The sequence below is a fragment of the Paenibacillus sp. BAC0078 genome (genome assembly GCF_054483875.1).
Window position 1 is genome coordinate 457,282 of the sequence record NZ_JBTLRW010000001.1, and the last position, 24,068, is coordinate 481,349.

At 45.0% G+C, this 24,068-nt stretch carries 25 protein-coding genes; 11 read left to right on the top strand and 14 right to left on the bottom strand.

Annotated features, from left to right (window positions below; all coding sequences use genetic code 11):
• Positions 1-235: 235 nt before the first annotated feature.
• Together ACX1DY_RS02070 and ACX1DY_RS02075 are read left to right on the top strand one after the other, a co-directional pair.
• Positions 236-478: a hypothetical protein gene (locus tag ACX1DY_RS02070; RefSeq protein WP_458962534.1), complete on the top strand. Its 243-nt coding sequence runs from the start codon at positions 236-238 to the stop codon at positions 476-478.
• Positions 479-2,443, top strand: coding sequence for an insertion element protein (locus ACX1DY_RS02075; RefSeq protein ID WP_458962535.1), 1,965 nt, complete (start codon positions 479-481; stop codon positions 2,441-2,443).
• A gap of 125 nt (positions 2,444-2,568) precedes the next feature.
• On the opposite strand, the gene ACX1DY_RS02080 is transcribed toward ACX1DY_RS02075, so the two are convergent.
• Complete coding sequence (locus tag ACX1DY_RS02080) at positions 2,569-3,261, bottom strand: type II toxin-antitoxin system PemK/MazF family toxin (protein WP_458962536.1); 693 nt, start codon at positions 3,259-3,261, stop codon at positions 2,569-2,571.
• A gap of 82 nt (positions 3,262-3,343) precedes the next feature.
• Positions 3,344-3,592 carry a helix-turn-helix domain-containing protein gene (locus ACX1DY_RS02085; RefSeq protein WP_458962537.1) on the bottom strand — a complete coding sequence of 83 codons (249 nt, stop codon included), beginning with the start codon at positions 3,590-3,592 and terminating at the stop codon, positions 3,344-3,346.
• 133 nt (positions 3,593-3,725) lie between these two features.
• On the opposite strand from ACX1DY_RS02085, the gene ACX1DY_RS02090 reads away from it, so the two are divergent.
• Both ACX1DY_RS02090 and ACX1DY_RS02095 read left to right on the top strand, forming a co-directional pair.
• A complete protein-coding gene (locus ACX1DY_RS02090) occupies positions 3,726-4,136 on the top strand; it encodes a hypothetical protein (protein ID WP_458962538.1) in 411 nt (136 codons plus the stop codon).
• 80 nt (positions 4,137-4,216) lie between these two features.
• Positions 4,217-5,104, top strand: a complete 888-nt coding sequence (locus tag ACX1DY_RS02095) for a hypothetical protein (protein WP_458962539.1) — start codon at positions 4,217-4,219, stop codon at positions 5,102-5,104.
• A 72-nt stretch (positions 5,105-5,176) separates the two neighbouring features.
• Here the strand turns inward: ACX1DY_RS02095 and ACX1DY_RS02100 are convergent, their stop codons facing one another.
• Genes ACX1DY_RS02100 through ACX1DY_RS02110 form a run of 3 tightly spaced genes read right to left on the bottom strand, consistent with a single transcriptional unit; the run spans position 5,177 to position 6,952 of the window.
• Entirely contained in the window at positions 5,177-5,374 is a 198-nt protein-coding gene (locus tag ACX1DY_RS02100) for a hypothetical protein (protein WP_458962540.1), read from the bottom strand.
• Positions 5,375-5,396: 22 nt separating this feature from the next.
• Positions 5,397-6,449 carry a serine/threonine-protein kinase gene (locus ACX1DY_RS02105; protein WP_458962541.1) on the bottom strand — a complete coding sequence of 351 codons (1,053 nt, stop codon included), beginning with the start codon at positions 6,447-6,449 and terminating at the stop codon, positions 5,397-5,399.
• 17 nt (positions 6,450-6,466) lie between these two features.
• Positions 6,467-6,952, bottom strand: coding sequence for a hypothetical protein (locus tag ACX1DY_RS02110; RefSeq protein WP_458962542.1), 486 nt, complete (start codon positions 6,950-6,952; stop codon positions 6,467-6,469).
• A gap of 501 nt (positions 6,953-7,453) precedes the next feature.
• Here ACX1DY_RS02110 and ACX1DY_RS02115 point away from each other — a divergent pair.
• Positions 7,454-7,879, top strand: a complete 426-nt coding sequence (locus tag ACX1DY_RS02115; RefSeq protein ID WP_458962543.1) for a hypothetical protein — start codon at positions 7,454-7,456, stop codon at positions 7,877-7,879.
• A gap of 183 nt (positions 7,880-8,062) precedes the next feature.
• Here the strand turns inward: ACX1DY_RS02115 and ACX1DY_RS02120 are convergent, their stop codons facing one another.
• The 4 genes from ACX1DY_RS02120 to ACX1DY_RS02135 form a co-directional block, all read right to left on the bottom strand.
• A complete protein-coding gene (locus ACX1DY_RS02120) occupies positions 8,063-8,914 on the bottom strand; it encodes a M15 family metallopeptidase (protein ID WP_458962544.1) in 852 nt (283 codons plus the stop codon).
• Positions 8,914-9,183 carry a phage holin family protein gene (locus ACX1DY_RS02125; protein ID WP_458962545.1) on the bottom strand — a complete coding sequence of 90 codons (270 nt, stop codon included), beginning with the start codon at positions 9,181-9,183 and terminating at the stop codon, positions 8,914-8,916. Before ACX1DY_RS02125 ends, ACX1DY_RS02120 begins: the two co-directional genes overlap by 1 nt.
• 331 nt (positions 9,184-9,514) lie before the next feature.
• A complete protein-coding gene (locus ACX1DY_RS02130; protein WP_458962546.1) occupies positions 9,515-10,003 on the bottom strand; it encodes an SRPBCC family protein in 489 nt (162 codons plus the stop codon).
• A 235-nt stretch (positions 10,004-10,238) separates the two neighbouring features.
• Complete coding sequence (locus ACX1DY_RS02135; protein WP_458962547.1) at positions 10,239-11,915, bottom strand: hypothetical protein; 1,677 nt, start codon at positions 11,913-11,915, stop codon at positions 10,239-10,241.
• A 222-nt stretch (positions 11,916-12,137) separates the two neighbouring features.
• On the opposite strand from ACX1DY_RS02135, the gene kduI reads away from it, so the two are divergent.
• Genes kduI through kduD form a run of 3 tightly spaced genes read left to right on the top strand, consistent with a single transcriptional unit; the run spans position 12,138 to position 14,548 of the window.
• The gene (gene kduI / locus ACX1DY_RS02140) at positions 12,138-12,971 is read left to right on the top strand and encodes a 5-dehydro-4-deoxy-D-glucuronate isomerase (RefSeq protein WP_458962548.1); all 834 of its coding nucleotides are present in this window, start codon (positions 12,138-12,140) and stop codon (positions 12,969-12,971) included.
• 34 nt (positions 12,972-13,005) lie between these two features.
• Positions 13,006-13,776, top strand: a complete 771-nt coding sequence (locus ACX1DY_RS02145; protein ID WP_458962549.1) for a DeoR/GlpR family DNA-binding transcription regulator — start codon at positions 13,006-13,008, stop codon at positions 13,774-13,776.
• Between the two features lie 16 nt (positions 13,777-13,792).
• Positions 13,793-14,548, top strand: coding sequence for a 2-dehydro-3-deoxy-D-gluconate 5-dehydrogenase KduD (gene kduD, locus ACX1DY_RS02150; protein WP_458962550.1), 756 nt, complete (start codon positions 13,793-13,795; stop codon positions 14,546-14,548).
• A gap of 149 nt (positions 14,549-14,697) precedes the next feature.
• Here the strand turns inward: kduD and ACX1DY_RS02155 are convergent, their stop codons facing one another.
• Positions 14,698-15,210: a hypothetical protein gene (locus ACX1DY_RS02155; protein ID WP_458962551.1), complete on the bottom strand. Its 513-nt coding sequence runs from the start codon at positions 15,208-15,210 to the stop codon at positions 14,698-14,700.
• A gap of 112 nt (positions 15,211-15,322) precedes the next feature.
• Between ACX1DY_RS02155 and ACX1DY_RS02160 the strand changes: the two genes are divergently transcribed.
• Complete coding sequence (locus ACX1DY_RS02160) at positions 15,323-15,946, top strand: NUDIX hydrolase (protein ID WP_458962552.1); 624 nt, start codon at positions 15,323-15,325, stop codon at positions 15,944-15,946.
• A 68-nt stretch (positions 15,947-16,014) separates the two neighbouring features.
• Here ACX1DY_RS02160 and ACX1DY_RS02165 read toward each other — a convergent pair whose 3' ends face one another.
• Positions 16,015-18,084, bottom strand: coding sequence for a beta-galactosidase (locus tag ACX1DY_RS02165; protein WP_458962553.1), 2,070 nt, complete (start codon positions 18,082-18,084; stop codon positions 16,015-16,017).
• Positions 18,085-18,323: 239 nt separating this feature from the next.
• Between ACX1DY_RS02165 and ACX1DY_RS02170 the strand changes: the two genes are divergently transcribed.
• Entirely contained in the window at positions 18,324-19,130 is an 807-nt protein-coding gene (locus ACX1DY_RS02170) for a helix-turn-helix domain-containing protein (RefSeq protein ID WP_458962817.1), read from the top strand.
• Between the two features lie 387 nt (positions 19,131-19,517).
• Positions 19,518-20,285 carry a hypothetical protein gene (locus ACX1DY_RS02175; protein ID WP_458962554.1) on the top strand — a complete coding sequence of 256 codons (768 nt, stop codon included), beginning with the start codon at positions 19,518-19,520 and terminating at the stop codon, positions 20,283-20,285.
• Between the two features lie 107 nt (positions 20,286-20,392).
• On the opposite strand, the gene ACX1DY_RS02180 is transcribed toward ACX1DY_RS02175, so the two are convergent.
• The 3 genes from ACX1DY_RS02180 to ACX1DY_RS02190 all read right to left on the bottom strand — a co-directional run bounded on the left by ACX1DY_RS02180 (position 20,393) and on the right by ACX1DY_RS02190 (position 23,966).
• Positions 20,393-22,000 (bottom strand): DUF3502 domain-containing protein, encoded by a 1,608-nt coding sequence (locus ACX1DY_RS02180; protein ID WP_458962555.1) that lies wholly within the window; start codon positions 21,998-22,000, stop codon positions 20,393-20,395.
• Between the two features lie 87 nt (positions 22,001-22,087).
• Positions 22,088-22,972: a carbohydrate ABC transporter permease gene (locus ACX1DY_RS02185; protein WP_458962556.1), complete on the bottom strand. Its 885-nt coding sequence runs from the start codon at positions 22,970-22,972 to the stop codon at positions 22,088-22,090.
• Between the two features lie 28 nt (positions 22,973-23,000).
• Positions 23,001-23,966: an ABC transporter permease gene (locus tag ACX1DY_RS02190; RefSeq protein ID WP_458962557.1), complete on the bottom strand. Its 966-nt coding sequence runs from the start codon at positions 23,964-23,966 to the stop codon at positions 23,001-23,003.
• Positions 23,967-24,068: the final 102 nt, after the last annotated feature.

Sequence of the window (24,068 nt, forward strand, 5' to 3'; positions counted from 1 at the left end):
AAGTATTAAATGACACATAAAATGACGTGCAAATTGACAACAATTTGGCACGTCATTTTCTTTTTATATCAAGACTTTTAATGAAATTTCACTTGATTTTGACCGAAAACTGGCATGAAGTTTTAATAATCAATAAATCTATTGACTTGTCAATTTAATACCAATTCTCAAGTCAGTTTTAATGCCTAAATTGTTATAATAACAATAAGTTGCTTAATCAGGAGGTATCTCAAAGATGGAGTTTATAAAACCGATTCAAAAACTTGGAAGTAAAGTGGACTGGCAAATATCTGATAGAACAAAGGCTATTGTTCAATATTATGGAGAGTATACAGGCTTGAGTGAAGATGAGGTGGTAAATCGTTTTCTTATAAATATTTTAAAAGACCCCGATTTTAATCAATGGATTAATAATAAAAGACGCAAGACTAGAATAATCAAACAATTGTTTCCTGATAATAGCCATGAGGTGATTTAAGTGGGGAAATTAAAACGACTCGTCACATTGGATGATAATTTAATTTCTATTGAAGACCCCCTTAATGAAGAGGAAGTAAAGCAAAGAGAAATTGATTATTTATTACTATCTCCAAATCAGTTTTCTAAAAAGTATCGTTCATTGTTATTTAAACCTATTAAAATCTATTATAAAAATAAATTGTTTGAAATTAATCTAAATCATTGTACAGAACCATATTGTAAGTGGTTTGGTTTACCACAAAAAAGATTTGAAAATATTAAAAATAAACCAAGTCGTTATAAACTGAATAGTCTAAAAAATAAAAGTGGTGACAAATATTTAAAATGTAATGATGATCCTGTTTCTCCTGCTGTAGGCAACCTAACACTTAATTGTGAGGTTAAAACGATTTCAAATTGGTCAATCGCACATGAAATAAAAAGACTATTCACTATTCAAGAAGTAAAAGTCATGAAAGAAGAAAATCAGTATGATTTTCATCGGAAGAACTGTATTAGTGAATTAAGTACTCCATTTAAGCAACAGAGTCTTTTTTATAAACGCGGAAAAAGCAGCAGTAACTCTCAAAAATGGCAATGTAAATCATGCAAAAAAATCACTAACGTACTCCCCTCACAAAGAGAATCATTCACTTATCATCAAAAAAGAAACGATATTTTATTACTGTTCGCTCAATTATTATTAAATAGAACTCCGGTAAAACGTTCTTGTGAAATTCTAAATATAGCTTCAAAAACATACTATACAAAACTGGAATGGCTCTATAAACGTTGTTTAGAATTTTTGGAGCGTCATGAAAAAGAATTACTCTCTACTCTAAATTTCGATATATTATGGCTTAATACCGATAAAATGTCTTATTATTTAAATAACGTTCGTAAAAAAGGACATGGTGGCATACGCTTTGATAATACTGAGGATAAGCACCAACAAACTCATGTAGTTGTGACAACGGATATTCATTCTCGCTATGTATTTGCTAGTGACGTTGCTTATGATTGGTCAGTTACATTAGAACAATTAGAGGATGATACGTTATTATATAAAGATGACCATTTGGATAATTTTTCGAGGATACATGCACGGCTTAGGTTTCAATATGCTCCACAGCAACCATCCCCATACGACACAGAATCATTTTTACAATACCAAACTGAACTCACCGAATTTGAAAAACGGAAAAATTATATCGATGGATTACATGTTAATTCTTCCTATACAACCTTTGCTCAATTATGGTTATTGAAAAATAGGCTTAATGTAAAAGAGTGGAGGATGGTTTCAGATAATAATTCTTCAATTTATAATTCTTTTTTTAGAGTATTTTCTAAAGAAATACGACTTGGAGAAGCTCACCACTTTATAACTATGGTGGATAAAAGTAAAGACTTGCCTACTGCTTTTAGAGAATGTCAGGAAGGAAAGAAAGAACTCTCAGCTTGGGCATTAAGCAATGGAGTTGTAGATAGATCAATTTCCTACATTGCATATTTGAAGCTAAAAAAGGAATTTGAAAAACATAGGTTTTATAAAGAAGTAAAAATTGATAATAAAGTTTTTCGAAAGAAAATTGTTAATCCTATTATTCATCCCCTTCCTAGCGTTGACCAGGGATGGTATCAAGTGGATTGTTTAACCGATTTATCAGCATATGAACCATATCAAATAGCCAAAATGATTATTCAGGTGAATGACAAGTCAACAAATGCATTTATACAACAGATAAGAAGACGGTTGAATATTTTAGAACGTCCATTAGTTGGCGCACGTGGAGACGGTAAAAGTTATATTTACGCTAACTTTAACCCCAAATATGCACAATATGCATTAACCATATTAAGAACATTTTATAATTTTTGTTTACCTTACAAATCATCCGATAAAAAAAAGTTAACCCCAGCGCAACGACTAGGGTTAACAGATAAGGTGTTTACACTCAAAGATATAATAAATTTCATGTGAGTTAGAAAATTAAAAAATTAGCTTTAAAATTAAAAGACACCCTTAGTTGCATGGGTGTCTTTAACATGATTATAAATTGGTTACTATTATAATAATGCATAACGGATAAAATGTCAATAATGAATTTATTGAACATTAGTTGATTGCTTAAATTTCTCCAGTTCTGCTTTTAGCATTTCATTTTCTTGTTTGAGATCATCATATTGGGTATAAATATCTACAAAATATAATTTGAATAAAGTATTCCTTAGTTCATTAAATACCGAGTCATTATCAGTTATATTTTCGTTCAACCTTCCTTTCCGCTCCAACAGCCTTCCTTTACTAATTACTTGGATACTATTTAGCATGAGCGCTGAAGTTTCGCTGAACCCATTATCAATACCTACTTTACGCAAAAATCTGTTTCCTGTTCTATGCGTAGTTGGATGGTAAGCATCCTGAAGCTTTGCCGTTGCAGTTGTTGATGGAACAACAAGTACTTTATCTCCAACATTGCCCAATATTAATACAGGGTGAGTATACGCTAATTCATAGCTTAAACCCATATCTGCTAAATAAATTTCACCCATCTGGACATTATAAACTTGGTAATTACCATTAGTATCTTTTTCAGAATATACAGTGGTGTCCCTTCGTGTTGTCCAATTCTGCAAGCTTTTAGTAACGTCACCTATAGCATCTTCTTTTAATCTGTATGAACAATGATTAGTAAAAAAAGATGTGGCAACTAAAAATTCTCTCCATGCAGTTTCGGAATCACTACTTTTTACTGTGTCAGACAAATTTACTAAAAGTCTAAAATTAGGTTTAATCAATTAACTCACTCCCCCTTAATATAATTCATATTTCGACAGGTAACGGGGGCTGTCCTGCATATATTACAATTATTTTCAAAATTTAATAAATCTCAGTAATTAGCTCTTCAAATTTTGATATCAATTCCGATGGTTTTATATTTAAAACTTTACACAATGATAATATGGTTAAAAAACTAGCTGCTTTTTCTCCGGTTTCTAATTCACTGATAAATGATCTATCAACCCTGCTATACAGGCTTAATTGCTCTTGAGTATATCCTCTCATTTTACGAATTTGTTTTAACGCTTTACCAAAAGCAATTAATTCTACTTTTCTTTCATTATCCAATTTAAAAACCCCTAACATATAACTTAATTATTATTATGGTAGGGTTTACAAAAAGTATTTTCCGTAGGCTATTGCCTACAAATATAATTAAGTGCTAGTATTAGCTTATCTATTTAATTGGGAGATGATGTATTTGTTAAATACTCATAACGACAGCGAAATAATTACTAAAAGTTATAGCGCACCTGTATTTGGATTAAATGAGTCACATATGCAACGAGCTAATCAATTTCTAAATAATAATAATCTAAAAAATGTACGATGGAATCTTAGTGTAAGTGTAGGAGGGGCAAAGAATTTAACGCTGATTTCTGAAAGAACAACAACTTCTTTATCCTATAGATATGGGATTGTTTATATGGGCGCACCAGGAGGGAGGTTTTTAGGGTATTTGGCAAAAGTTTTTTCTGGTTGGAATATAGAGAGAGCGATTGAGAAATTTCAGATTAATCATCCAAACTATAAAATTAAACAAACTCGTATCATTCATGACCAAGGAATTAATTATGGAGTTTTTATTTTGTACACATATAACGTTATTTAGTGACGTATTATTTGTAGGCTATTACCAACAAATAAAAAATATGAAAGTGTTACAGATAAATATGGAATGGGAGCTAAATGATGAAACGATTATTTATTTTATTATTTATGGGACTAACTACTTTATTATCGGGTTGTACTAACTCCACAAATGACGGAATGCCAAACAAACAGCCTGAGTCACAAGAAACAATAATGACAACTACCTCTCCTACTCCTACTCCCCAACCAGTTGCAGAATCCACAATGCAACCCACAGAACAGTCACAAGTGGCAAATAACGCTGAAGATGTACTAAAACAATACTTAGATGCATTAGTGAAAAAGGATTACGACACACTTTCCAAATTTATTTATGCTGAAAACTACAACATGACTGTAAATGAATTAACTAAAAAAATTGAGGAAAGTGATTTTCAAAATAGTATTGAGCGGTCAGAGTATATGATTTCAACTATTACTGATTATGACGATACTCATAAGCTGGCAAAAGTATTGATAAAGGGGAAAAGTTCTGCTGGAGAAGGAACGGATAATGTGGATTTGGGAATTATACTACTCAATGGTGAATGGAAAGTGGATTCATCTTTAATTATCAAGACCGAATCATTGGATGACAAAATCACTAATACTAATTCAAATTTGACTGTCACAAAAATAACTAAAGTAACTAAGCTTAATGGGTATCAATTTACTATTGAGTACAAAAACAATTTAAATGATAAACGAGTTTTAGTGGGATGGATGAATAATTCTACAGCCGTATTAGTAACTGATAAAGAGCCTGTTACTGTCCAATTAGGAAAAGCATATGTAGAACCCAATAGTACTGGAAAATTCACTATGGAGTTTGACACACCTGAACCTTCCATAGCTAAGAGCCTTATTATAAAAGGACTTAATCGTTCAGACTCCAACAATATTATTACTCCGGGAGAAGAACCTTTTCAATTTGAGTTGCAGTTATAAATGAACTTTGGTTTACTCTTTATTAAAATAAGCCAACCTGCTGGTTGGCTTATCTTAATAAAGATTTAAATATCAATTTTCTCGCCATAACTTATTCCGGTCTTTTGGAACTCGCTTTCCGTATCCATTCCCTAAATCTTTGAAGTAGGAGTTATTTCGTAAATCAATAGCGCCGCTTTTGGTAAGTCTTGAATTTAGTGAATCGATAGGATGGGGATTAGCAAGCTGCTGTCTTGTTAATAATTTTGACTCAACAGTTTTTTTGCTCATTCTTAACCCTCCTTGAATCACATTATTTATGTTTTTTAATAAATTGTTCGACTGCTTTCATTGCATCAGGAAATTTTTTGAACTCCTGACACCATTCCTTTTTTCTCATTTCCTTAGTAACAACACGTTTTCCAACAGTCACCCATTTATTAGTATCCTCAAATAAGTGAATTTCATGTGTTCCCTTTTCATCAGGCAACGTCCAAACATGTGTTCCTGCAATTTTATCTCGATTGTATACCCATGCCAAACATTTGTCAATTCTGCTCAGATCATTCATCATATCCAAAATCGTATTATAACGGTCTGAAATATCAACTGATAATGCTTTATTTATTATATTCCGAAGGGCTAGGGGGATATGAGGCAGATAGCTCTTTCGATTAGGAAAATTCCCAAGTTGTACTGCTTGTTCAAAATCGTGTCTCGTCATATAGCTTGACAATTGCTCATCAAAATGTTCATTCCCATTGCACATACGATAGAGCGTTAACCCACACTGATATATATCAAAATGATTTGTGTGTTTATCTCTGAACGCTTCTTCAGGTGGAGCATGAGGTATATACATATTATCTGGTTCAGCAATACCGGAAGCATCGGTGAATTTCGTTAGTCCAAAGTCAGTTAGGATTGCAGAATTATTATCATTGATAAGAACGTTGGTGGGTTTAATATCAAAGTGAATAAGTCCCTTTGTATGTATATAGTGAACACCACTTAAGAAATCCAATCCATATTTAATAATTTCTTTAACTGTTAAATATCGTTCTTCCATTAGACTATTTAGTGATCCGTTTTTAAGATAAGGCATAGTCAAATATACATTTTGAGTATCCTGGCTTGCATATTGAAGTTCCATGATATGTGGATGAGAAGAAGCATATAATATTCGGGCTTCTTCAAAGTATTCGTCCAAAACTCTTCCTGCAACAATAGGAACTTCCTTTACAACAAGTTGTGCATCCAATTGAAGGTCTTGTGCTAAATATACTTTAGAATTTTGCCCTTCTTGATTTCCAATATCATGTAAGCGTTCAAATTTGATTACAGAACTAACTATTGTTTTATTCATGGTTATGCTCCGTTCTTTTAAAAAATAGCTACAAAAGCAGTAATAATACTTTCTCTCTCTTCTTTTTTATAATCTTCCCAATTAACACTAATATTTTTTAATACCTCTATTTCAATACTCCCATCCTTACAATCAATAAACTGACCTATGAGTTTGCTAGGAACTCCTAATTTTTTCCCAAAGGTTGACAATACGCCTAAAAAATAATTTTCGACACTTGAATTAGCAAGAAGTTCTTGTAAGACACCTTCAATATTTAAACGGAAAATATTAAGGTTTTGACTGTTAAACTCAGTGATGCGAATTCCAGCTTGAGTAACTTGGTATTCAGATAAAATTGAGATTAATGACGTTCTTAAATATGTAAGTTGTTGAGGTATATCTAAAGCTTTTGGAATAATTATTTGACCCGTAACTAATTTATACTCATTGTTACTAGTATCTTTTTCTATTACTGTGTAATAAACAACTTGTGGTGTTGCTCTTAGTCCAATTGCTTTCAATCATTTCAACTCCTGTACAGTAATTATGATAATGAATAAAATCCAATATTCTACAATAAATTCATCATAGCATACGAAAATTCCAATACAAGGATAGTTTATGAATGATTTAATAAATTTCAATATTCATGCGTAGGAATCATTCTTTGCTCTGAAAAAAGATACGCCAAAAAGCCAACCAATACTGGCTGGCTTTTTCGTTTTTATATGCCAATTTAACTGTCAATACGCTTGTCAATTGTGTTCTTTGCACCTCAAAAGAGAACCCGTTAGCATAAAGCCCGGCGGGTTATTTTATGTATGCTCTAATTTCAAATCTTTCCGAGATGGCCGCAATAAGTCGCGTCAGATTCGTCATATCATCCCCACGCTAGTATCTAGGTTTATATGATCAAGCAAAGTACAACTTAAATGTATATAATCATCAGGAATTAAGTCCAATCTATAACTGCGGATTCACATAATAATAATAATATATAACCTTGAAATGGAGTGATGATAATGGCAACAATTATAAGTTATGGTTCACAGGCAAAAATCCCGTTAGACCCGTTTGCTACTGTTTTAACGGTTGCGGGCATTCCTGGAGCTGGAGCGGAGCTAGCCACAGCGCAAGTAAATATTAGTCCGGCTAATCCTGACTCTTTCTCAAGCAGAGTCGAGTTAAAAGGTAGTTTTAGTCTTACTGCACTTGCTAATAGTCAATTTTTTGTTATAATTCGGCGTGCTGGAGTCGATATTTATAGATCCTTTTATCGTTTTACTACAATTACTGATATTCAATTAAATGTTCTGTGGGTTGATGGTCCTTATCTTGGAATCCACAACTATGAATTGGTAATTCAAAATGATAGCATCTTGCCTATAAATCTATTTGGACCCATAGCATTCACAGCAACTGCTATTGGAGGAGCGGGCGTAATTTAAGTTATGCACATTTAAATAAGTTGTTGAACGCATAGAGCAAAAAATATTGACGATGTTAAAAGAATATACGAAGAATTAAAAATGAAAAATAAAGAAAGCCCTGCAGACCATTACGGCCTGACAGGGCTTTAACCGATGCTTTCAGTTTTGATAATCACGCCCTATTCCCGAGCATTTGGGAATTTACTTATTTCCTTTCAGTCGGGCTGTCAGGCCAAGCCGGTGCAGCACTGTAAATATCCGGGCCTCCGTCTTTGTGGCTTTGTCTGGCGTATCAATAACCGGCGTGCCGTTAATAACAGATGGCGTGTCATGCAAAGCCTGAATAGCTTCCAAGGACCATGCTGGCGGCGTGGTGTCCGTCAGTTCTAGTACCGCCGTCTTTAACTCTTTAATTTCCACGGCCTGCTGCAGCGCCTGATCCTTTAGTGTATCTCTGCTATTAGTCAACGCTTCAACTGCGGCCTCCAGGTATTCAATCCTTTTTTTATCCTCTACAGACAATTCGTCCGCCTCCTCTTGAAATTTATTAATAACAGCATATGCCGCTTGTACCTGAACTGCTGTTGGTTGCTCGCCTGCTCGCAGATCGGCTGTGCCCAGTCCAAACGTCATGTCCAAGTGCGGATAATCCTTAAAACTGGACCAATCGCCGCCCCAGCCAAAGCCCAGAGCCTTGGCCTCCTGCACAACTTCTATCCAATCGGCCACGTTATCGCCGTCTCCGTCCCGCTTCATATCCCAAGAAACGCTGGAGCCGTCCGGCAACAGTAGTGCGAAATCAATCGCCAGGCCGAAATTGTGATAACTATAACCACCTTTGGCATTGGTGACTTTGGCCCCCGGCTTGGTACGGCCCTGTGCATACAGCGCGTCCTGCTCGGCGATTGTGCGCAAACCCTGGGTAATGACTATATTTACTCCCCGGGCGTAACAGCGCTCGATCAGCGCCACGGTAGCAACCCGAACAACCGGCTGCAGCCCGTCCAGGTGCTTTGCAGATTTGGCTTTTACTTGCTCCAAAGTGAGCGCCATTATTCGTCACCGCTCTTTTTGATCGCCTGTTTCACCAGTTGATTACCATAGACCGCTACAGCGCCGCACAGAACGCCCTGCAGGATGCTGTCAGCCGTAAAGCCCTGCATAATGCATACAACGATGATTGCGACCACTGTAACAGCATAAACAATTGTCCAGTCCGGCACTCGCGGTGTCTGCTTCAATACGTACCCAATCACCCAGCACACAGCCACCACAATCAACAATTCCGGCTTAATAAAATTAGCTACAGCACTCCACTCCATACAAATCATCTCCCTTATTCTTTTTCCTTCAATTCATCAATTCTTTTGTACGCTTGGTCTTTAAGCTCGAATCGCACATCATCACTACCATCCGTTGTAAGCTCCACATAATCCCCCCCTATAAGTAAGTAGTCCCCAGACCGCAAAACACAATCAGAGGGCAAAATAAAAACGCCCCTATGGGCGTTCAGGCTGAACAAATTCAAATGCAATCAAAAAACCCCTTCTCGTTTTTGTTCACGGTAAGGGGTTGATCTGCCATTGTATTGCCGTTAGTATCCAATAATTCATTACAGGGATTATCACAATTACATATGAATGCTCCCAATTGTTATAACATGGCTTTGCGGAAATCCTCCACAAGCCGGGTATATTCCACGAACTGTTGCTCCCATACCTGCCTGCGGTTCTGCAGCTCCTCTCCGTCCAGCAGTACGGATATGACATCCAGGCACACGTGCCAGCCGGAAAGGTCTTTTGCCGTATGATCAGTAATCTCCAATATCGACTCAACCAGCAGCAGACTGCTGCCCTCCGGCTCAGCATCCAACTCAAAACGGACCAAGTCATTGCCCCAGGTATATTCCAATATGGAGTTCGTTTTCACATCCGTAATCTCCAGCTCAATAAAGCTCCCGTCCTGCATATCAAATTTAATGACTCCCCCAGCAGACAACTCCTGAATGCTCAGCTCGGGAAACCATTTAGCCAGCAGCGCATTCTCAGTCAGCATCGCCCAAACCTTGTCCACCGGATGCTTAAAATGACGTTCAAATGTAGCCGTTACGCCCTTCCGGGCGGTCTGCAGTGTTGCAATCAATTGAATTTCCTCCTTGTCCTGGACTCATAAAATGAAGGCAATCCGCAGCTTCCTGCACCAGACTCGCGTTAGATAGACTGTAAAGGATAACTAGCCAAATAGCAAATGAAGTAGCCATGCCAAGAGTTCCATTCAAAAGCCCCTTCTCTCACGTCCAGACTTGCCAGCACAAAGAACCCCCATAGGCATCTAAAGAAATGACCGCTGGGGGATTCATTTTTTTGCTCAATCAATATTATTTTCCGCTAACAGAATAATGCTCCAAAGAGAACGGATTCCCATTCAGATGAGCTTCTGTAGAAGTATTGCCCACCTGCAATTCCAGCATTTCTCCCCTAATGGTACGGTAGGTGATCCTCAACCCGGCCCCCACTTCAAAAGACGGGGCGTTCTGCGCCCATTCCTCAGCAAAACCCGTAAGTCCGCCGACGATTCCCCGCTCCGCAGCATCTTTGACACTGATCGCCTCTACTGCGACACCGCCCGGCATCCCCTTCACGGAGACCTCCAGGTAGCCCTCCCGTTCGAGCAGTTCATAGGAATGCGACAGGTATACGGCAAAATAAACGCCGCCCACATGACCGAACATCGCGGAAGGCTGCTTGATCCACTTCCCTTTGGGCAGCACACCGATGATTGTATCCTTCTCCCCTTGAGGCACAGGGAATAAAGCAAGAATCGTGTTCTTGTGGTAAAGCACCTCCATATATCGGCTCTGATGGCGGGGATCTCCCTCCCGATAACCTTCGCCGGGATGAAAAAAGTACAGCCGATTCACAGCATACTCAGCAGATACCGGCAGTGAAAAAGCCCAGCGGAGCTGCTCATTGTCGAACTCCTCAACCCGCTCCCAGATGCCGCCTGCCGCAAAGCTCCCGGTTATATATGCATAGGTATGAAGCAGCGGCTGTGGGTGCGGAGCTTCCGGTACGACCTTTTGCGTAATCCTTGTGACTTCCACCGGCGATTGTCGGTCCAGAGCGGCTGTTCGCACCTTATCGGGCGCTTCGTAGAACAGAAAACCGGCATATTCGGTGCGCGGCATGCCCGGCGGAAGCTGGAAATCCCCAAACTGCACATAGTCGTGCAGCACATTGGCGTCAGCCGGAGCATCATGCGGCCAGCCCCGGGAATGTGCCCCGGCCCAAGCCCCCTGAAGATACCACTGCCCCCGTTCGTTCCACAGGTAATCCAGCATGTCTCCTAGCGTCCCTTTCAGCCCACTGTCCTCCTCCAGCTCCCAGGCACAGGTGAACGCCTGCACCCAATGCCAGAACCACGGCAGGCTGCCGTACTCCGGCATTCCCTTTTCGCGGATATAGGCCAGTGTGTTCTCCAGGCTCTGCCGCCCGTCCGCAAGCAGCTCCGCGTCATCGAACAGATTGCCGAAGATCAGCTTGGCTGCCGTATATTTGGCTTCATGATGCCCATAGTTAACTACAGGCTTACGGTAGAAGCCACTGCGGTAGATATGCCCGAGCGCAGTATGAAAAGCAATCCGAAGTCCCGCATTCAGCCCGCTTCCGTACTGCCTGCTGAACCAGACCATCAGGCTGCCCATGATCTCCACTGGCAGCTCGTGCGGCGCCGCCTCGCGCGGCACAGGATTCAGCCCCAGCGGCCAGTGGCCGTATAATTCTGTGCCGGGCTGCCGATTCTGGAGCAGCACTGTTTCCAGCAATACTGCCTCTGCTTTGCGCCGGGCCGCCTCCCGCTCAAAGGGCAGCTCAAAGGCCGGATCAACAGTAGCCGCAAACAAATAGGAAGCATAATAAAAATTATTGCGCACATCATCGTGGAACCACAGGCCGCTGTCCAGCAGCGGGAGGCGTTCCGCTTCAACGGCTATATAATTGATGATTTCATTTTGGCGAGCCTGATAGGCACTCACCGCAGACTTCCTTTCTCCCACTTTCGTTCACCCTCCACCATTTATCGGATTCCAGTTAGCTGGTAATTCATCCTCATTTCACCTCTATTGTGCACGCTTTCGGTTCATATGGCAATCTACAACTTCAATAAATAAACTAAAACAAACGCACTAAAAAAGATTATCTCTTGTAAAATGAACGAATATGAATTAAATTGTACCTATACGAACGAAAATATGTTTGCGAAGGAGATTGAACATTCAATGGAAAGACGTTTCGCATCCCATCCCAATGAAGTGAAGCAATTTGATACCGCGCGCTTGCGCAAGGAGTTCCACATTCCTGTCATTTTTGCTCCGGATGAATTGAAGCTTGTCCTGACCCATGAAGACCGCATGATCGTCGGTGGTGCCAATCCGGTAAAAGAAGACGTCGTGCTCACCACTGACCTGAAAGAGCTCGGAGTTACTTACTTCCTGGAACGCCGCGAGCTGGGTGTTATCAATGTCGGAGGTAAAGGCTCGGTTGTTGTTGACGGTACAGATTATGAAATAGACTTCAAAGAATGTCTGTACGTAGGCCAAGGCGCCAAGGATGTTGTGTTCAAAAGCGCGGACAGCGCCAAGCCAGCGAAGTTCTATCTGAACTCGGCTCCTGCACATCAATCCTACCCTACTACGAAGACTACGTTAGCTGAATCCGAATCCGGCGCAATGGGCGGCCTGGAGAACTCCAACGAACGCACTATCCACCGCTTCATTCATACCAATGGCGTGCAAAGCGCGCAGTTAGTAATGGGGATGACCCAGCTCAAGCCGGGCAGCATGTGGAATACAATGCCTTCCCATACGCACCCGCGCCGGATGGAAGCCTACTTCTATTTCGATCTTCCTGACGATTCCATTGTGTTCCACCTGATGGGCGAGCCAACCGAAACCCGCCACATCGTTATGCACAACGAGCAAGCTGTCATTTCCCCAAGCTGGTCCATACACAGCGGTGTGGGTACGCACAACTATACCTTCATCTGGAGTATGGCCGGAGACAACAAACGCTATGATGATATGGACCCCGTAGGCATGAAGGAATTACAATAGAACAAAAACAACTACGGAAAGATGAGGCAGGCGGATGAACCCGATACGGCGGCACGAGATGATTATGGAAGTATTACTCAACCAGAAGGATGTAACGGTGAATGAGCTGAGCGACAAGCTCCAGGTGACAGGAAAAACAATCCGCGAGGACTTAAGCAAGCTGGAGGAGCAGGGACTTATTATGCGTGTCCACGGCGGCGCCGTGCTGGCACAAAGCGATCAGTTCGGTATTCTGCCCTTGAGGAACCCGCTGGTTAAATATTCCGATGAAAAAACGGAGATTGCGCAGCTTGCGCTGGCCCATATCGCAGAGGATGACATCATTGCGCTGGACGGCGGCAGCACCACACTCGAAATTGCCCGGAGGCTGGACAACATACCGCTGACGGTCATCACCAACGATGTGTACATCATCAGCGAGCTGGTTCAGAGAGACAACATCCGTCTCGTCGTTCCCGGGGGTTACCGTGTCCGCAATATGTTGGCCGGTCCTGAAGCCGTCGCCTATGTCCAAAAGCTAAATATAGAGAAAGCTTTTCTGTCGGCTACAGCCGTTCATATCGAACATGGGCTGTCGATTTACACCGGTGACTTTATTGAATACAAGCAAGCCCTAGTATCCACCGCCCGCACCGTATTCGCCGCCATCGACCATCACAAATTCGGGCATACCGCGCTGCGCACGTTCGCATCACTGCAGGAGGTTGACGTGCTGCTGACTGACAGCGGGCTTGCGTCCGAGACCGTGGAGCAGTTCCGGAGTGCTGGCGTAAATATCGAATGTGGAATTCAAATGAACAATTAAAAGGAGAGAATATCATATGTCATCTTTATTCAGTTTGGCAGGTAAAACAGCAATCGTAACGGGCGCTGCCCAAGGTCTTGGACAAGGGATCGCTCTTGCATTCGCAGAGGCAGGCGCAGACGTCATCTCCGCTTCCCTCAATCCAAGTACCGAAACTGTAGCGGCTGCCGAGGCCTTTGGCGTAAAAGCACTGAGCATCGCAGGCGATCTGGGCGATCACACCAAGCTGCAAGGCATGTTCGACGAAGCGGTTGCCTTTACAGGCAAAGTAGATATTCTCGTGAACTGCGCAGGCATGATCCGACGCACTCCAGCCAAAGACCATAGCGAAAAAGACTGGTTCGACGTTATCAACCTGAACCTGAACACCGTATTCCTGCTGTCGCAAATCGCCGGCCGCCACTTCCTCGAAAGAGGAAACGGTAAAATCATCAACATCTGCTCCATGCTCTCCTACCAGGGCGGCATCAATGTACCTGGATACACTGCGAGCAAGCACGGTGTAGCGGGTCTGACCAAAGCTTTTGCCAATGAATGGGCTGGCTCCGGTCTGAACATCAACGCCATCGCTCCAGGCTACATGGCTACTGAGAACACTGCACCAATCCGTGCTGACCAGAACCGTTCCGACTCCATCCTCGACCGCATTCCAGCCGGACGCTGGGGAACTGCCGAAGATGTTAAAGGACCTGCTGTGTTCCTGGCATCCGCTGCTTCCGACTACCTGAACGGTCACATCCTGAATGTAGATGGCGGTTGGATGGCCAGATAATTCTAGGCTAGCTTCCTCCTGGACATACACATACAAATAGGCTGCACTTCCTCAACAAAGGATGGTGCAGCCTTTTCTTTTGCCATGATCGCTCCAGCTTAACTTGCGGGTACTCAGCTACTTCCCATCCAGGCAGTTTTTCATCCGCTTCATCCGCTGAATTCTACGAACTCATCCGGGTGAGTACGGATATAATCAGCGATGAGACTCAGGCTATGCGGTGCAATCTGCTGAAAATGCGCATACAAACCGGTGACCGTCTCTAGCAGCTCTTGATCAACCTCGATATCCATAAGTCCCGCATCACCCCAGCCCACGCCCAAACTGCGGTTTCTGGCAGCCAGCTTCTCCCGCGTCTGTTCAAGCAGTTCCAACATGGCAGTGTCTGCAAAAAAACGCACACCCTCCAGCACCCCGCTCCAATAACCCGGCTGGTCCAGCAGATAAGAGATCCAAGCGTAATATTCCGCCGCTGACCTATAGCTATGGTCATACATGATACGGAACATGCATAGTGCCGTCTGTCCCTTGCCCAGCTCTGAGATTGCTGCCGCTTTTACTGCCGGAGATTTCCCGCGGATCAGCATGAAGGTCGGCTCCATGCAGGCCCACCCGAGTCTTTCATCACTTAACGAATAGAAGGTTTCCCTTTCGATTGCCACAAGCATCCTCTCACCCCTCTCCCATATTATACTAGTTTAAGTAATGCATGCCGAGCGTTGTCATCCCATTTGTGATAGGCTTAATAGCAGCTAGAGTAAAGGAGCGATCAGCATGAACGAAGAAATTCTCACTACATTCGATGCACAAGGCAACGTGACGGGCACCGCCCCGCGCGATGAAGTGCACCGGAAGGGACTCTGGCATGAGACCTTTCACTGCTGGTTCGTCCAGCAGCGTGGCGATGATCTCTATATCTATCTTCAGCTTCGCAGCAAGGACAAGCGGGATTATGCCGGCCTGCTCGATATTACTGCCGCAGGGCATCTGTTGGCGGGCGAGACCGCGATGGACGGCATCCGTGAGGTGGAGGAGGAGCTAGGGCTGCAGATTTCTTACGATGAGCTGATTCCACTAGGAATCATCCCCTACTCTATGATGAAGGAAGGGCTGATTGACAACGAACGGGCGAATGTCTTTCTCTACAGCAGCCCGTTTACACTGGAGCAATTCCGGCTCCAGCGGGAGGAGGTTGCCGGAATCGTCCTGGCTGAGTTCAGCGACTTCCGCAAATTCTGGCAAGGGGAGCTGGAGCAGCTTGATGTATCGGGCTTTCGTGTAACCGACAGCGGTGAGCGCATTACCATTCACGAAACGGTGGACATCACTCATTTTGTGCCGCATGATACGGACTATTACCAGCAGGTTATCGCTGGAGTCGAGGCGGCGTTCGGCTAGGCCTATAGCAAAAAGGCAGGAGCCCTGAACTACCGGGTCCTGCCTTTTTGAGTATTATGAATCCTGCTCTAGTGTGCCCGCTTCAGAATAGCCAGGCCATGAACCGGAAGTGTGAGCACCAACGGAACGGCCTCTCCCGACTCCAGAACGGTATAATTTCTGCCGTCCATGACAACGGACTGCTCTACTCCGCTGAAATTCTGCACAAATACATAATCGCTTTCGCCATCCGTCCGAAGCTGAGCGGTAACGCCTGCCGGCAGCTCGGTATCGAGCGTACGGATGATGCCTGCTTTCTTGGCAATCGCCGCGTACAGCTCCACGTAGAATGCGGCATCCTTCACGCGTGTAGCCAGGTGGTACGCCCGTCCTTCGCCCAGGCGATTCACCGTCAGAGCAGGCTGGCCTGCGTAGAAATCCGTACGGTACGTGCCCAGCGTTTCCGCGCCTTCCAAATGGATCAGCTCGGCAATTTCATGGGCATCATAATCGCCGCTAAGGTTCAGTGCGTTGCCGGCTTCCATAACCAGACCGTTCAGATCGCGGCTGTGCAAGCCTTCCGTCTCCTCAGCCCAGATGCCAAGTGTACGGCGCAGCGGGCCAGGGAATCCGCCCAGATGGCACAGGTCCGTCTCTCCAACCACACCCGACCAGTAAGTTCCTAGGAAGGTTCCGCCCTTCTCCACGTATTTCTCAATCCGGTTGCCGTTCTCCTCGCTGATCAGGTACAGCATCGGGGCAATCACCAGCTTGTAGGCTGACAGATCCTCTTCCGGCCCAATGATATCAACAGGAATACCCAGCTCCCACAGGGCACGGTAATGCTGAAGTACGGTCTCTTCATATTTCAGGCCGGAGTTGCGGATACCTTGCGCATCCTTAATCGCCCAGCGGTTGTCCCAATCATAGATAATTGCTGTCTGGACAGGTGTAGTAGTACCTACAACCTCTTGGAGCTCCGCCAATGTCCGGCCGACTTCCGCAACATCGCGGAAGACACGGGTCTCTGCGTGGCCGCTGTGGTCGATTACAGCGCCGTGGAACTTCTCGCTGGAGCCTCGGCTCTTGCGCCACTGGAAGTACTGCACGGAATCCGACCCGTGGGCAATCGCCTGCAGGGAGGACAGCTTGTGCATGCCCGGCCGCTTCAGCTTGCTGACGGACTGCCAGTTCGTGAGCGAAGGCGTGCTTTCCATCAGCAGGAACGGCTTATGCTTGAAGGTGCGGTACATATCGTGGTGCATCGCCGTCCAGGCCGCGAGGCGGGCATCGTCATTGTCTTCGGTATAATGCCAATCCGGATAGGCATCCCAGGAGACGACATCGAGAATCTTGGCCAGCTTGCGGTAATCCACGCCGTCAATATTGTGCATATTAGTCGTTACCGGCAGCTCTGTGTTGTAATCGCGCACCGAGTCAATTTCATGCTGGCAGAAATCAATCGTCGATTCACTGACAAAACGGCGCCAGTCCAGATTAAGTCCATGGACCTGTGTTTCACCGTGCGGTGCAGGCGATTCCACCTGCTCCCAGGAGGTGTACGTATGGCTCCAGAAGGTCGCCCACCAGGCATGGTTCAGTTCATCCAGGCTGTTGTTGTACTTCACCTTGAGCCACTCGCGGAAGCTCGCCTGGCAAAGATCGCAGTGGCATTCGCCGCCGTATTCGTTCGAGATATGCCAGCCAATAACCGCCGGATGATGCGCATACCGTTCAGCCAGCTTGCCGTTAATGATAGCTGTCTTCTCCCGGTAGACCGGCGAGGTATAGCAGTGATTGTGGCGGACGCCGTGCAGATTGCGCACACGGTTCCGTTCTACACGCAGCACCTCGGGATATTTCTCCGACATCCAGGCCGGACGCGAGCCGCTTGGAGTAGCCAGGAAAGCGTAAATGCCATTCTCAGCGAACGTATCCAGAATGCTGTCGAGCCAATCGAAGGTGAAGACGCCTTCCTCCGGCTCAAGCGACACCCAGGAGAAAATGCCGATGGACATTACATTCGCATTCGCCAGCTTCATCATCCGGATATCCTCGCGCAGCACCTCAGGGTATCTCAGCCATTGCTCGGGATTATAATCGGCACCGTGCAGCATCACTGGAATTTTGCTGCTGACCGGGGGTAATTTCATATTCATTGGTAGGTTCATCCTTTCGGTATGTTGTTAATGCTTAGATGGGACTATTCTCTGATGAAACCCGGGGTCCAGCCCTGTCCATTTCATCAATCATCCTTTATACTGTTTATCATATAGGAGAATTCAATTCAGGCAGTAGGAATATACTCTCGATTTACTAGCACAAAATGAATATGAGGTGAAGCATCATTCTCCCTTTCTCTCTGATTGAACTGCCGCGGGACCTGAACAGATACCCGCTGTACCCTTATTCCGTTGGACGTCATATCCAATACCACCATGTGCGCCCCGGCGGCTTTCCCGTATACCAGGTCTTTCTGATCCGCAGCGGCAGAGGCCTGTTCCGGGACCTTGTCACCGGCAATGAAACGATTCTGGAACCGGGAATGGCCTTCGCCTATCCGCCGGACAGAGGGCATGAATATTATCCGCTGTCGCACGATCCTTGGCATGTAGGGTTCATCGGCTTCCACGGCGAGATGTCTCATGACCTACTGGAAGGCATCGGTTACCTCCCTTCCGCCCCGTTTCACCCGGAGAACTTCGAGGAATGCTGGGAGCAGATTGGCAGCATCTGGCATACGGTGAACCAGCAGGCAAGCCGCCAGGATGAACGGACCATGCTGGAGCTGTCCGCTACGCTCTACAGACTGCTGCTCTTGCTACGCCACACGGCTCAGACAGCCGGTTCCGCTAACCGGCTCGAATTCGAAGCTGTGCGCAACGAGGCGCTGCAGAAGGCAGTCGGCCTGATCAACGAGCATTTTACCGAGCCGCTGCTGGTTTCAAATCTCGCGGCTGCCGTAGGTTACTCCGTACAGCATTTCCAGCGTCTGTTCGTTCAGGAGTATGGCATTACGCCGCACAAATATTTGCAGAATCTGCGCCTGGAACGGGCGCTGCAGATGATGAGGGAGAATGGCGATACTCCGGTTCAGGATATCGCACTGCATCTGGGCATGGAGACCAACTATTTCATCCGCGTCTTCCGGGCGGCCTACGGATGCACACCGGGAGTGATGCGCAAACGGATGCATGATTCCTAATACCCCCGCTTTAAAACCCGCCGGAGCGCCGGAATAGCCTTTAGTTTAACTGGATTTGCTTATCTGCTTTATAATTAATAGAATCCCCAGGGGCAAATGTCGGCAGCCTTTAGGGGACTTTTTTTGTACCGCCTTCCTGTTTTTTTGACCTTTTATGACAGAATATCCCATATATCAATGTATATAAATGTTACTTATTTACTATATACATAATGTTTTGTTAAAGTTATCCTGTTTATAGGAAATTATTAACATTCCACGAATTACAGCTTGGTTTCAAAGTTAAGGAGGGATGAAAACACAAAAAAGTGCGCAAACGTATGAACGTTATCCTTGTCGGCTCAGGACCCAGGTAAAAAAATTTAAAATTAGAGGAGAGAGAGTACAATGAAAGCAATGAAAAAACTATTTGCCGGATTGATGATGTTTACTCTGATTTTTGGTGTATCCTTTGTGGGATCGGCATTTGCCAGCGGTGATGAGGTCAAGCTTATTGACTCGGATGTCAGCGTTATTTATAAACCTGGATATGTCGGATTCAGCGGAAATATTGATGTTGCTAATCTGGGACCGGTGAAAAATGTCACTGTCCATTACACAACAGATAACACAAATTGGTTTGATACGAGTGCGAATTATGTAGGGCCGACGGAAGTAAACCATGAGAAATGGCATTTTATCGTTTCCACAAATGGTTCTACAACAGATCATTCCGAGTTGAAGAATCTGAGCTTCATAAAATTCGCAATTAAATACGAAGTGAATAACCAGATCTATTGGGATAACAACGGGGGAGTGAATTATTATAATGAAGTCAATAGTACAGTTCCCCTGAGTTCCGTTATTTTGGGATCACCAAATGTGCTTAACGCCAATAGTACTCTGAGCAATGGTGAATTCAGCGGAACCATCTATGTTAAAAACCTGAATCCGACGAAAACTGTAAAAGTAGTGTACTCAACGGACAACTGGGCAACGACTCATGAGGGCTACGCTACTTACAATGGCTCCTTGAATAATTTCAATAGTGTTGAAAGATGGAACTACAGTTTCAATGTCCCTGGTGCTACAGATGTTAAATATTCGATTTCGTATACAACTGGCGGGCAAACGTATTGGGATAATAATTATGGCCATAATTACGAGGTCAACTAATTCATTTTAAAAAGGTGCATTAGGTTCATAAAAAACCGCCAAAGCGCAGCTTATTCAGCGTTGCTTTGGCGGTTTTTGCAACCTCTTTTAACCTGTACTGACAGAGCTTATTTTTTCTTGCCAGCCAGATAGACATCCGCCTGGGCCTGCACCTCTGCCTTCACCTTGTCCAGACCGGCGCTGTTCAGGTTTTTGGCCAGATCGTCAAAGGCTTTGTTGACATCCTTGACCGCACCGATATAGATCGGATTGGCGTACTGTGTCGAGGCATTCGCGAGGTTCGAAATCTGTGTCTTCACTTTGTCCGAGTTAAAGGTGAAGCCGTTAAACGTAAAGTCGGTCAGGTAATCCTTCACCTTCTCCTGATGGTCAATATAGGCTTGCGGCCAGTTCTGCATTGGCTTGAACAGGTCCTTGTTCACGAACCAGAAGCCCGCAGCGTCCGGAGGATACGTATTGTTCTCGGAAGTGACGCCTTCAGGAAGACCGATTTTGCCATCTGCCGTCATTGCATAGTTCTTGCCTTCCAGACCGAAATAAGTGAGATATACGTAGGACGGGTCTTCCATAATGAGATCGAAGGCCTGCATTACACGCTCAGGATTTTTGGAGTTAGCGGCGATGGAAATGCCGTTGTTAGTCCATGAGTTTTGCGGTGCCTTGCCGTCAGCGGTTAAAGACGAAACCACATAGGTTTCAATACCTTTGGCCTGAGCGGCTTCCATAATGGACGCTACGTCAATGGTATTGCCAAGCGCTACCGCAGATTTGCCTTCCACAAAGTTATCCTTGGAGCGGATTTTGTTCGAATACGGGTTTTTGTTGACATATCCTTTATCGTACCAGTCCTTCATAATGCCGGCAGCATATTTCTGTGCGCTCAGGTAAGGCTCCTCCACCATGCTGTAGAGCTTGCCCGTAGGATCTTCGAAGTCATAAGCTACGCCTTGGGCCATAGGGTTGCCGGAATCAATTGGTGCGCCCGGATAACCGATCTTGTCACGCAGCAGATATTGGTAAGGAGTCGGCAGGTCAAATTGCGAATCCAGATTTAGACCGATCATATCCGGGTGATTTTTCTTCACCGCTTCCAGATAAGGTCCAAGCTCGGAGAAACGCTTCACCTCGGTGAGGCCCGCTTCCTTCATAATATCCTTGCGCAGTACAGCCACACTGACCTTGCGGTCCGGGGTGGACGTTGGAATCATGAATATTTTACCTTCAATCTTGGCGGCATCCCAGGCAGCCGGATTGATGGTAGCCGATTTCTTCGGCATATATTTCGCGATATCCTCCGGCTTCAGCTCATAGAAAGCGCCTTTGGTCGCCTGCTGAACATAATAGTTCCAGTCCGCAGAGAAAATAAAGTCCACATCTTCGCCGGAAGCCAGCACCAGCGGATATTTCGATTGCACGTCGCCCCAGCCGATATAATTCAGCTCGATGGTGGCATTGATGTCTTTCTTCAGCTTTTCGTTGAGTGCGGCCAGCACCTCAGGCATACCCTTCGGAGCTTCGCCGAGCAGATAGCCCTTCAGCACAACCTCCTTCTGATCCGCAGCCTGATCTGCCGGCGCATTGCTGCTGCCTGCGTTTGCAGTGCTCTCGGCTTCCGTGTTTGCCTTGTTGCCGCTGCCGGAACAGGCAGCTAACAGCATGGACAGCGACAGCAGCAGCGTCAGGATGAACACGACGTTTTTCTTTGCTTTTCTCACTCTAATACCCCCTTAAGTGATGGCAATTCTATATAAATCCCCGGGCTTGCAGGATTCATAACCAAGTAGCACCGGCCCGGCCGGTTATCAGCCTTTTACAGCGCCGATGGTGATACCTTTAACGAAATACTGCTGAAGGAACGGGAACAGGATGACGATGGGTCCGGTGGCAATGACCGTCATGGCCAGCTTGAACGTTTCCTTCGGCGTGTCGATGCTGGACACATGCTGGGCCATCGCCGCAGACATGTTTATCGAGGACAGCATTTTATAGAGCAGGTATTGCAGCGGAACGTACTGGTCCTTGTCGGTGAACATCATCGGGGTCCACCAGTCATTCCAATAGGCCAGAATAGTGAACAGGCCGATGGAAGCAAGCGCGGGCTTGCAGAGCGGCAGTACCATTTGCCAGAAGATGCGGAAGTCCCCTGCGCCGTCAATTTTGGCGGATTCCACCAGCGGCTCCGGTACGGAGCCTTGAATGAAGCTGCGCAGAATGAGGACGTACATGACGTTGAACATTGGGACCAGAATCAGCACCGCAAGTGTGTTTTTCAGATGCAGATAGCTGGTAATCCAGATAAAATAGGGGGCCAGCCCCCCGTTGAACAGGGTCGTAAAGAACAGGAAGAACGCTAGCTGATTGCGGTACTTCACTTCCTTGCGGTACATCACATAGGCAGCCATCGTGGATATTAGCAGTGACAGCGTTGTCCCGACTATGGCCACGATCAGCGATACCCGGTAGCCGGAGAGCACATCGCCGGGATTGCGGAAGATAAATGCGTAAGCATCAAGCGAGAAGCCGCGCGGCAGAAAGGAATACCCCTTAGCAAGCACCTGGCTCTCATCGGAGATGGAACCGGAAATCAGGACGATAAAGGGCAGCAGACACACCAGCGCAATCAACGAGACAACCGTGTACGAGAAGGCCTGAAAGACAGGCGCGGAATTGAGTTTATTTTTCTCCATGATTATTCACCCCTTACTTGCGATTTAATTAGAACAGCGCATTATCCTTGTCATACCGGCGCACCAGATAGTTGGCGATCAGGATAATGATCAGCGTCAGCACGGATTGGTACAGACCCACAGAGGAGGCCATTCCGAAATCCTGCGTACCCACAAGTGACCGGAACACCAGCGTATCAATGATATCCGTGGCATTCATCAGCGCACCGTTGTTGCCGATGAGCTGATAGAACATATCGAACTCGCCGCGCATGATCCGTCCAAGACCGAGCAGAACCAGTACCACCACTGTCGGCTTGAGCAAGGGCAGGGTGATTCTCATGATTTTCTGGAACCGTGTTGCACCGTCGATGGTCGCCGCTTCGTAAATCTCCTGGTCAATGCCGACAATTGCCGCCAGATACAAGACACTTCCGAAGCCGACCCATTTCCAGATATAGAGGAACGGCAGCAGCAAATACCAGTATCCGGTGTTCGAATAAATATCAATCGCCTCAAGCCCGATATTCCGCAGGAACACGTTGACAATCCCGAACTCATAATTCAGAAAATTGTAGACGAATGCGGATACGGTGACCCATGAGATAAAGTAGGGCAGAAACATAAATGTCTGTGCAGCTTTTTTGAAAAATTTATTATACGTCTCCGAGATCAGCACGGCGGCCAGAATCGAGAAAAATGTGTACGCTCCCAGAAACACGAGATTGTACATCATCGTATTCTTCGTCACCAGCCAAGCTTTGCCGGACTGAAAGAAATAATCGAAGTTCTCCCACCCGTTCCAAGGACTCATAAAGATGCCGTCCCTATAGTTGAATTCCTTGAACGCCATAATCACGCCTGTCATCGGGATGTAAGCAAAAATGATAAAGAAAATCGCAATCGGCAAAAACATCGCATACAGCACCCAGTTTTTTCGCAGCTCCCGCAGCGGCGACCGATTTTTGGCTGTCTTTTTTTTCTTTACAGCAATTTGTTCCACCTTGGTTCCCATTAAGCAGCCCCCTCAGTTTGGTTTCTCTTCCTCCTTCTTTATTGTAAAATGTTCGGGAACACGCACCTACGGGGCAAAGTTTCGATCTTCTTCGAAAATCTG

Coding starts and splice junctions, on each gene's coding strand:
- ACX1DY_RS02165 (WP_458962553.1), bottom strand. CDS start 18,084: ATGAATATGAAATTACCCCCGGTCAGCAGCAAAATTCCAGTGATGCTG.
- ACX1DY_RS02100 (WP_458962540.1), bottom strand. CDS start 5,374: ATGAGCAAAAAAACTGTTGAGTCAAAATTATTAACAAGACAGCAGCTT.
- ACX1DY_RS02145 (WP_458962549.1), top strand. CDS start 13,006: ATGAACCCGATACGGCGGCACGAGATGATTATGGAAGTATTACTCAAC.
- ACX1DY_RS02185 (WP_458962556.1), bottom strand. CDS start 22,972: ATGGAGAAAAATAAACTCAATTCCGCGCCTGTCTTTCAGGCCTTCTCG.
- ACX1DY_RS02125 (WP_458962545.1), bottom strand. CDS start 9,183: ATGGAGTGGAGTGCTGTAGCTAATTTTATTAAGCCGGAATTGTTGATT.
- kduI (WP_458962548.1), top strand. CDS start 12,138: ATGGAAAGACGTTTCGCATCCCATCCCAATGAAGTGAAGCAATTTGAT.
- ACX1DY_RS02070 (WP_458962534.1), top strand. CDS start 236: ATGGAGTTTATAAAACCGATTCAAAAACTTGGAAGTAAAGTGGACTGG.
- ACX1DY_RS02120 (WP_458962544.1), bottom strand. CDS start 8,914: ATGGCGCTCACTTTGGAGCAAGTAAAAGCCAAATCTGCAAAGCACCTG.
- ACX1DY_RS02095 (WP_458962539.1), top strand. CDS start 4,217: ATGAAACGATTATTTATTTTATTATTTATGGGACTAACTACTTTATTA.
- ACX1DY_RS02160 (WP_458962552.1), top strand. CDS start 15,323: ATGAACGAAGAAATTCTCACTACATTCGATGCACAAGGCAACGTGACG.
- ACX1DY_RS02175 (WP_458962554.1), top strand. CDS start 19,518: ATGAAAGCAATGAAAAAACTATTTGCCGGATTGATGATGTTTACTCTG.
- kduD (WP_458962550.1), top strand. CDS start 13,793: ATGTCATCTTTATTCAGTTTGGCAGGTAAAACAGCAATCGTAACGGGC.
- ACX1DY_RS02190 (WP_458962557.1), bottom strand. CDS start 23,966: ATGGGAACCAAGGTGGAACAAATTGCTGTAAAGAAAAAAAAGACAGCC.
- ACX1DY_RS02115 (WP_458962543.1), top strand. CDS start 7,454: ATGGCAACAATTATAAGTTATGGTTCACAGGCAAAAATCCCGTTAGAC.
- ACX1DY_RS02105 (WP_458962541.1), bottom strand. CDS start 6,449: ATGAATAAAACAATAGTTAGTTCTGTAATCAAATTTGAACGCTTACAT.